This is a genomic window from Buttiauxella sp. (assembly GCF_035271705.1).
Lineage (GTDB): Bacteria > Pseudomonadota > Gammaproteobacteria > Enterobacterales > Enterobacteriaceae > Buttiauxella.
This window is the reverse complement of sequence record NZ_DATERI010000084.1, coordinates 20,561-29,359: the sequence shown is the minus strand read 5'-3', so window position 1 is coordinate 29,359 and position 8,799 is coordinate 20,561. Positions and strand designations below refer to the sequence as shown.

The window sequence follows — 8,799 nt, the reverse complement described above, 5'->3', positions numbered from 1 at the left end:
AACAAAAAAGCCCGACGCAATGCGGGCTTAGTGGTTTTTCGATAGCGGTTAATTTCCCGCGATATCTTATTTGCTTTTCTTGATGTGCTTGATCAAACGCTTACGTTTACGCATCTGGTTCGGCGTCAGCGTGTTACGTTTGTTGGCAAACGGGTTCTCCCCTTCCTTAAACTGGATACGGATTGGCGTCCCCATCACATCCAGCGATTTGCGGAAGTAGTTCATCAAGTAACGCTTGTAGGAATCCGGCAGGTCTTTAACCTGGTTGCCGTGAATAACGACGATTGGCGGGTTATAACCACCTGCGTGGGCATATTTCAGCTTAACACGACGGCCACGTACTAACGGTGGCTGGTGATCTTCAGCAGCCATGGTCATGACACGAGTCAGAAGCGCTGTGCTTACGCGGCGTGTGGAGCTGTCATAAGCTTCACGGACAGATTCAAACAGGTTGCCAACACCGCTACCGTGCAATGCAGAAATGAAGTGCACACGAGCAAAGTCGATGAAGCCAAGACGATAATCCAGCGTCTCCTTAACTTCCTCTCTGACTTCGTTGCTCAGGCCATCCCACTTGTTGACCACAATCACCAGTGAGCGCCCACTATTGAGGATAAAGCCAAGCAGGGACAGATCCTGATCAGAAATACCTTCGCGAGCATCAATAACCAGCAGCACAACGTTCGCATCTTCAATTGCTTGCAGGGTTTTGATTACTGAGAACTTTTCAACGGTTTCAGTGATTTTCCCACGTTTACGCACCCCAGCGGTGTCGATGAGAATGAATTCACGCTCATCACGTTCCATTGGGATGTAGATGCTGTCACGCGTCGTTCCTGGCATGTCGTAAACTACAACACGGTCTTCGCCAAGAATACGGTTAGTGAGCGTTGACTTACCTACGTTCGGACGGCCGACAATTGCCAGTTTAATTGGCAAATCCTGAGGATTAAAAGCTTCTTCTTCCTCTTCTTCTTCCGCTTCTTCGTCGTCAGACACAATGCCATGCTTAGCATTGAATGCCGCCCAGTAGGCTGCATCTTCATCGATTTCTTCTTCCGGCTCACGCGGTTTTTTTTCGTCGATGAACGGAATCAGCACGTGTTCCAGTAGCGTTGTTACGCCGCGACCGTGAGAGGCTGCGATCGGGTGAATTTCACCTAATCCCAAAGAGTAGAAATCGATAACCGCTTGGTCAGGATCCATACCGTCAGTCTTGTTCGCCACCAGGAAGGTTGGCTTCTGACGAGAACGCAGATGTTTAGCAATGGCTTCGTCGGCAGGCATCAGGCCTGCGCGTGCATCCACCATAAACAGCACAACATCAGCTTCTTCAATCGCTAACAGCGACTGCGCAGCCATATGCGTTTCAACGCCGTCTTCTGTGCCATCAATACCACCGGTATCAATGGCGATAAACTCGCGACCTTCCACTTCAGCACGACCATACTTGCGGTCGCGAGTCAGCCCCGGGAAATCCGCGACCAGCGCATCTCGGGTACGCGTCAAGCGGTTAAACAACGTGGATTTTCCGACATTAGGGCGCCCGACAAGCGCAACCACAGGTACCATGATAAAAGCCTCATAACTCAAAATTCATCATAAAACGACGTCAATTCACATCGTTTCTAAAAACAGGAAACGGCTCCCGGACTACAGGAACCGTTTCTGGCTAAATATTTCTTACGGTAAGTTTAACGCTTGATAGCGTACAACGTACCGTCTTTTGCCTGAATCAACAGCTTGTCACTTGCGACAACTGGCTCAGTCTGGAACCCAGAACCGTCCACTTTTTGTTGGGCAACAAAGCGACCGTCATCGGCATTGAGCCAATGCATATAACCTTCGCTGTCACCGACAACCAAATAACCGTTGTACAGAACAGGTGATGTCAGATTACGGTGCAGCAGATCACTTTGCGTCCACAGCGTGACACCGCCGTCAGCATTCAGAGCAATCACGCGATCAGTTTGATCGACGAGGAAAATACGGTTCGCATCAACAATGAAATCGCTTACTGAACCCAGTTCACGTTTCCACATCACCTGGCCTGAACGTAAGTCCAGCGCCGTCAGATTGCCGTTATATGCCAGCGCATAGACCACACCGTTAACCACAACAGGAGTCGTATCGACATCGCTCAGACGGTCAATTTCGGTAGAACCGGTTGCCTGAGAGATACGTTGCTGCCAAATCAACTGACCTTGCTTGAGCATAACCGCACTTACACGGCCGTTATCACCGCCAACAATGGCGGCGCCAAACGCGACTGCAGGTGCTGATTCGCCACGCAGAGAAAGTGCTGGCATATCCAAGTTCACTGTCCATTTGACTGAACCGTCAGCTTCATCGAATGCCTGAAGCTGGCCATTGCCGGTATGAACCAGAACTAAACCGTCGCTGACCACTGGGCGAGAGAGCACTTCGCCGGCGGCTTTGCTTTGCCATGCAATACTACCATCAGAGGTGTTAAGCGCATAAACCTGTGCTTTTTCACTCCCAACGTAAAGATGTGCACCTTCAACGGTTACGCCGCCAGAAAGCAGTGCGGGTTGGTTGCTGGAATAAAAGTTCGTCTTTCCAGCAAGATCGATAGACCAGACTTCTTTACCGTCGTCCGCGTTAACGGCTTTAACGGTACCCCGGCGATCGGCTGCATAAATGTTGCCGTCCTGCCACGCTGGATGCAAATTGGAATAAAAATCACCAATTCCGCTACCAACAGAAGTACTCCATGATTTTTCAGGTTCAAACTGGTTTTCAACTGTCGGCAGTGGAGACATCTGAACGATATCTTCTTCACCGCTAAACAGTGAACAACCGCTGAGCAGCGTCAGAGAAATCAGCCCTGGTACAAGTAGTTTACGCAATTGCATCGGGTCCCTCTTAGCTCGACAAATTATTAATTTTCATCTGCATCATTTCGCGCAGGGCTGGAGAAGCGTCGGTCTGTGAGCCTTTGCTCCACGCATCGCGTGCACCTTGCTTATCCCCTTTGCTGAGCAGCGCTTCACCACGCAAATCAGCGATAATCGCTACCCAACCTTCACCTTTAACACTATCAAGTGTTTTCAGCGCTGCATCAATTTGCTTTTGTTGGATTTGAACACGTGCCAAACGTACATTGATCAACGCCTGCAAATTTTCGTCGCTGGTGCTGGTCAGACCCTGCTGCAGTTGAGCTGCCGCTTTCGCGAGGTCGTTGTTATCAGCATACTTCTGCGCAATTTCCAGTGATGCCAGAGCGCCGTAAGTATTCTTAGTGTTAGCTGCGAATTTTTCTGCTGCACTCAACGTCGCAGGTTGGTCAGCACGCACAGCTTGAGTCACTGTTTGATACTCAAGAGAAGAAGCCATTGAGCTTTCAGCCTGATGATTGTTCCAGTAGCGCCAGCCAACCAATGCGCCAATCCCCAGAACAACACCGACTACCAGCGCCTTGCCATTTTCGGCAAAGAAGCGTTTTACTGCATCAACCTGTTCGTTATCGTTTTCGTAAATTTCCACGCAGTCCTTCTCCTTAACGATTAATCACTGGGGAAATTAACCCAGTAGCGCCTGCAAATGAGCGACCGCGTTTGCTTGTTCAACGGTAGTTTGCTCACCTGTGCGCAGATCCTTCACGACGACCTGACTATTGGCCACTTCAGTTTCGCCCAGCACTAGTGCAACATGCGCACCCCACTTATCTGCTCGGACGAACTGTTTCTTGAAGTTACCACCGCCGTAGTTAGTCATCAGCTTGATAGCCGGGACCTGAGAGCGTAATTGCTCAGCCAACAGCATCGCCGCAACTTGCGTTCCCTGACCTGACGATATCAGGTAAATATCGACAACAGATTCTGCTTTAAATTCCGGATTAATCGCCTGAACCAGTAAAACTAGACGCTCGAGCCCCATCGCAAAACCAACTGCTGGCGTTGCACGGCCACCGAGTTGCTCGACTAAACCATCGTAACGGCCGCCTGCACAAACGGTACCTTGAGAACCCAGGCTGCTGGTAACCCACTCGAAAACAGTGCGGTTGTAGTAATCCAGACCACGCACCAGACGCTGATTCACGGTATACGCGATACCGGCAGCATCAAGGTACTGGCACAGACCCGCGAAATGCTCGCGAGACTCTTCATCCAGATACTCGCCAAGCGTTGGAGCGTCATCCAGCAATGCCTGAACGTCTGGATTTTTTGAGTCCAGTACACGTAACGGGTTGCTGTACATGCGACGCTGGCAATCCTCGTCGAGTTTCTCTTTATGTTGTTCAAGGAACGCAACGAGCGCATCACGATAGTTAGCGCGCGCTTCAAGAGAACCAATCGAGTTCAGTTCCAGACTGACGTGCTGGTCGATACCCAAGGCACGCCACCAGCGAGCCGTCAGCATAATGAGTTCTGCGTCAATATCTGGCCCTTGCAGACCAAAGACTTCGACACCCAACTGATTGAACTGGCGATAACGTCCTTTTTGCGGACGCTCATGGCGGAACATCGGCCCGATGTACCACAAGCGCTGTTCCTGATTGTACAGAAGACCATGTTCGATACCGGCACGCACGCAGCCTGCGGTGCCTTCAGGGCGCAAAGTCAGGCTATCGCCATTGCGGTCCTCAAAGGTATACATCTCTTTTTCAACCACGTCGGTAACTTCACCGATGGCGCGTTTGAATAACGAGGTCTGCTCTACAATCGGCAAACGGATTTCACTGTAGCCGTAGCTGCCGAGCACCTGTTTCAGAATGCCTTCAATGCGCTGCCAGATGGCGGTTTCGCCAGGCAGATAATCGTTCATGCCGCGGATGGCTTGAATATTTTTTGCCACGTTTATTCTCTACCGAATTTATACAAAAAATGAACCCGAAATCAGACTGTTTGCTATCGCAAAACGTCTGGCGGGTTCAATCATACACGGGAAGCCGAATGCTTCCCATGTTTCGCACTATTTTTCCAACTGCTGGATAGTAATCCGCTGCGATGCATCAAGCATAGAGGCCTTGGCACGAATACGCGCTTCAAGCTGCGCAATCATGTTTTCGTTATCCATTCGCTCGCGTTGACGCACGCCGTCTTCATAGAAACCGCTTTTCTTGTGACCACCTGTCACGCCCAAAGTGGAAACCAGCGCTTCGCCCGGCCCGTTCACTACGCAGCCAATGATAGAAACATCCATTGGCGTGATGATATCTTCCAGGCGCTCTTCGAGAGCGTTCACTGTACCGATTACATCGAACTCCTGGCGCGAACACGTTGGGCAAGCGATGAAGTTAATACCGCGAGCGCGGATACGCAAAGATTTCAGAATGTCGAAACCAACCTTGATCTCTTCCACAGGATCAGCTGCCAGTGAAACGCGCAGCGTGTCACCAATGCCTTCGGAAAGCAGTAAACCCAAGCCAATCGCTGATTTCACAGAACCACTACGCATGCCACCTGCTTCGGTTATCCCAAGATGCAGCGGTTGATCAATCTGCTTAGCCAACAAACGGTAGGATTCAACAGCAAGGAAAACATCCGAAGCTTTCACGCTGACTTTGAATTGATCAAAGTTAAGACGATCGAGATGATCCACATGACGCATCGCTGACTCTAACAATGCCTGAGGGGTTGGTTCGCCATACTTTTCCTGGAGATCTTTTTCCAGCGATCCGGCATTAACGCCGATACGAATGGGAATATTTTTGTCGCGGGCGCAATCGACAACAGAACGGATACGCTCTTCGTTACCGATGTTGCCTGGGTTGATGCGCAAGCAATCGACGCCATATTCAGCCACTTTTAAGGCGATACGGTAGTCAAAATGGATATCAGCGACCAGTGGGACATTGACCTGCTGTTTAATGAGCTTGAACGCTTCTGCTGCATCCATAGTCGGCACAGATATACGAACGATATCTGCACCCACTCTTTCTAATGCTCTAATCTGGTTAACAGTTGCTTCAACATCCGTAGTTCGGGTGTTGGTCATTGACTGGACGGCGATCGGTGCCCCGTCGCCGATTGGCACATTTCCGACATAGATCCGTTTGGATTTTCTACGTTGAATTGGGGCTTCATTATGCATTACAAATCTCCACAATTACGCGTCATGCTGGCTGCAATTATTCAGCACTTACCGTCAGACGTGCAACCTGGCTAGTTCTGATAAAACGACTCAAGTCGACAGGTTTACCCTGGAACTGAATCTGTACTGCCGCCGGAGCACCAATTTTCAACTTATACGGTGCCTGACCGGCTAAATTCAAATTGCCATCTTTACTCTGCATGCCGCTGAACAGTTTTTTACCTGTTGCATCGGTCACTTCAAGCCAGCAATCAGCATTAAAGTTCATGACTAATGCATTCGGATCTGCGGTCGCCGTTGCAGGATTAGTCGCAACGGCTTGATCGGTAGGTAAAGTAGCATTCGGCGCAGGCGGTGTGGCCTGCACATTTTCGACAGGAGCCTGGCTAGGAGCCACTACAGCGGAAGGATCCGCTGGAGTGGTTTGCTGAGCCGTTACTGCCGGGGCCAGATCTTGTGTTGAATCAGTCGTAGGTGCAGATGGTGTCGCAGGAGTCTGCACAGGCTGCTGTACTGAGGTATCAGTTGCAGATGAATCAACGGTATTCAACGGAACTGATTGAGAATTGCTATTACCCGCTGAAAGTTCAGCTGAAGATTGATCCGCCATCGTCGAAATCTCTTCCTGCTGCGCTTTGTGGTTCTGCCACCACCATGCGCCCGTCAGGCCGACAACAACAAACAGAATGAGCCAGGTAAAGCTCATTAACCAACCGTCACGTTTCTTGCGACGTTTCCCCAGGGAAAAACTTTGCATTGGAGCAACTTTAGCAGCCCTAATCGGTGCCTGTTTTTCCATCATTGGCAACAGTTCTTCTTCAGGGATACGCACCAAACGTGCATAAGAGCGGATATAACCCCGCAGGAATGTAGACGCTAAGTCGGCAGGTGCGTTGTCATCTTCAATATCCCGAACAGTAGAAACCTTCAAGCATAGGCGTTCTGCCACAGCTTGTTGGCTAAGACCGAGTTCTTCACGAGCTGTACGTAGACGTTCGCCCGTGGTTTGTGCTGCATTTGATTCTTGAGTGGCTTCAGTATTCATTAGCTACAATTGCTGGTGCTGTTCGATTGAGGAATTAGGCAGGAGCCTTGTCGCACAGCATTTCCGCTACGCCACACTCTCCCGCTCCGCGAAACTAATTTGTCTTCTGAAGGGCCCCTTCAGACAACATAACATTCAGCTAAAACGACTTATTCACTTAAACCAACCGCTTTAGATAAACGATTCATCACCGGAGAGATAACCATAGACATCATTTTGAATGTTGTCAGTGGATTGCGACCCACGATGGCTTAAATTGATGCGCCTAAACTATTGTTGTACCGCTACATACTGCCTTAAAGTACGGTGAAACGCACCGTAATTATTAATCTTAAAGACACTTGCTAAGCTTGCATAACTGCAAGATATAACTACGTGTTTTTTGCACCAAACAGCGGTATAACCGAATGGTGCTCATCTGATCAAAACTAATGCTTATCAGACTGCTTTAACATCAATAGGTTCACCTTGCATACGCTTGCGCATTGTACGTTTGGTACGGTCAATGACTTCGCCTGCCAATTGGCCACAAGCCGCGTCAATATCATCACCACGTGTTTTACGCACGATGGTGGTGAAACCATAACTCATCAGTACTTTTGAGAAACGGTCAATTCGACTATTGGAGCTACGACCATATGGTGCGCCCGGGAACGGGTTCCATGGGATCAGGTTAATTTTGCATGGCGTATTTTTGAGGCATTCAGCCAATTGATGCGCATGATCAGTACTATCGTTGACGTGATCGAGCAGAACGTATTCCACCGTGACACGACCCTGATTGGCATTGGATTTCTCCAGATAACGATGCACCGAAGCCAGGAAAGTCTCGATATTATACTTTTTGTTGATCGGCATAATTTCGTCACGAAGATCATCGGTCGGAGCATGCAAAGAGATGGCAAGTGCCACATCAATCATGTCGCCCAATTTATCCAGTGCTGGAACCACACCCGATGTGGAAAGCGTGACACGACGTTTAGACAGCCCAAAACCGAAATCATCAAGCATGATTTCCATTGCTGGAACCACGTTGTTGAGGTTCAGCAGTGGCTCACCCATACCCATCATCACCACGTTGGTGATAGGACGTACGCCGGTTTTCTTTTGCGCGCCGATAATTTTAGCAGCACGCCACACCTGGCCAATAATTTCAGAAACACGCAGGTTACGGTTAAAACCTTGCTGAGCTGTTGAGCAGAATTTACATTCCAGAGCACAACCAACCTGAGAGGAAACACACAGTGTGGCGCGGTCTTCTTCGGGGATATACACCGTTTCGACCAGCTGATCAGCGATTCTGATTGCCCATTTGATGGTGCCATCAGCAGAACGTTGCTCTTCAGCAACTTCAGGTGCGCGGATTTCAGCGACTTCTTTGAGTTTATTGCGTAGAACTTTGTTGATGTCGGTCATTTCATCGAAGTCATCACTGCAGTAGTGATACATCCATTTCATGACTTGATCAGCGCGGAAAGGTTTTTCGCCCATATCAGCGAAGAACTCTCGCAGTTGCTGGCGGTTAAGATCCAACAGGTTGATTTTTTCTGACTTGTTAGGAACGACTGAAACAGGAGTCTCAGGAGTGACAATTTGCTCTGACATAATTTCTTCCGGCCTCGTTGTTACACGTTACGGCCCCAGGAGGGTTAAAAAGATACGCCCCGGAGAGGAGGCTCATCCGGGGCGTATCATTG

7 protein-coding genes are annotated in these 8,799 nt (G+C 49.5%); all 7 read right to left on the bottom strand.

Features of this window, described 5'->3' with window-relative positions:
* Positions 1–66 precede the first annotated feature (66 nt).
* The 7 genes from der to VJY99_RS07575 all read right to left on the bottom strand — a co-directional run bounded on the left by der (position 67) and on the right by VJY99_RS07575 (position 8,707).
* Positions 67–1,572 (bottom strand): ribosome biogenesis GTPase Der, encoded by a 1,506-nt coding sequence (gene der, locus VJY99_RS07605; protein WP_324117448.1) that lies wholly within the window; start codon positions 1,570–1,572, stop codon positions 67–69.
* A 122-nt stretch (positions 1,573–1,694) separates the two neighbouring features.
* Positions 1,695–2,876, bottom strand: a complete 1,182-nt coding sequence (gene bamB, locus VJY99_RS07600; RefSeq protein WP_324117447.1) for an outer membrane protein assembly factor BamB — start codon at positions 2,874–2,876, stop codon at positions 1,695–1,697.
* A gap of 10 nt (positions 2,877–2,886) precedes the next feature.
* Entirely contained in the window at positions 2,887–3,507 is a 621-nt protein-coding gene (locus tag VJY99_RS07595) for a YfgM family protein (protein WP_324117446.1), read from the bottom strand.
* Between the two features lie 36 nt (positions 3,508–3,543).
* Entirely contained in the window at positions 3,544–4,818 is a 1,275-nt protein-coding gene (hisS, locus tag VJY99_RS07590) for a histidine--tRNA ligase (protein WP_324117445.1), read from the bottom strand.
* A gap of 117 nt (positions 4,819–4,935) precedes the next feature.
* Complete coding sequence (gene ispG, locus VJY99_RS07585) at positions 4,936–6,057, bottom strand: flavodoxin-dependent (E)-4-hydroxy-3-methylbut-2-enyl-diphosphate synthase (protein ID WP_324117444.1); 1,122 nt, start codon at positions 6,055–6,057, stop codon at positions 4,936–4,938.
* 37 nt (positions 6,058–6,094) lie between these two features.
* Positions 6,095–7,102, bottom strand: a complete 1,008-nt coding sequence (gene rodZ, locus VJY99_RS07580) for a cytoskeleton protein RodZ (RefSeq protein ID WP_324117443.1) — start codon at positions 7,100–7,102, stop codon at positions 6,095–6,097.
* 438 nt (positions 7,103–7,540) lie between these two features.
* Positions 7,541–8,707, bottom strand: coding sequence for a bifunctional tRNA (adenosine(37)-C2)-methyltransferase TrmG/ribosomal RNA large subunit methyltransferase RlmN (locus VJY99_RS07575; protein ID WP_324117442.1), 1,167 nt, complete (start codon positions 8,705–8,707; stop codon positions 7,541–7,543).
* Between the last annotated feature and the right edge of the window lie 92 nt (positions 8,708–8,799).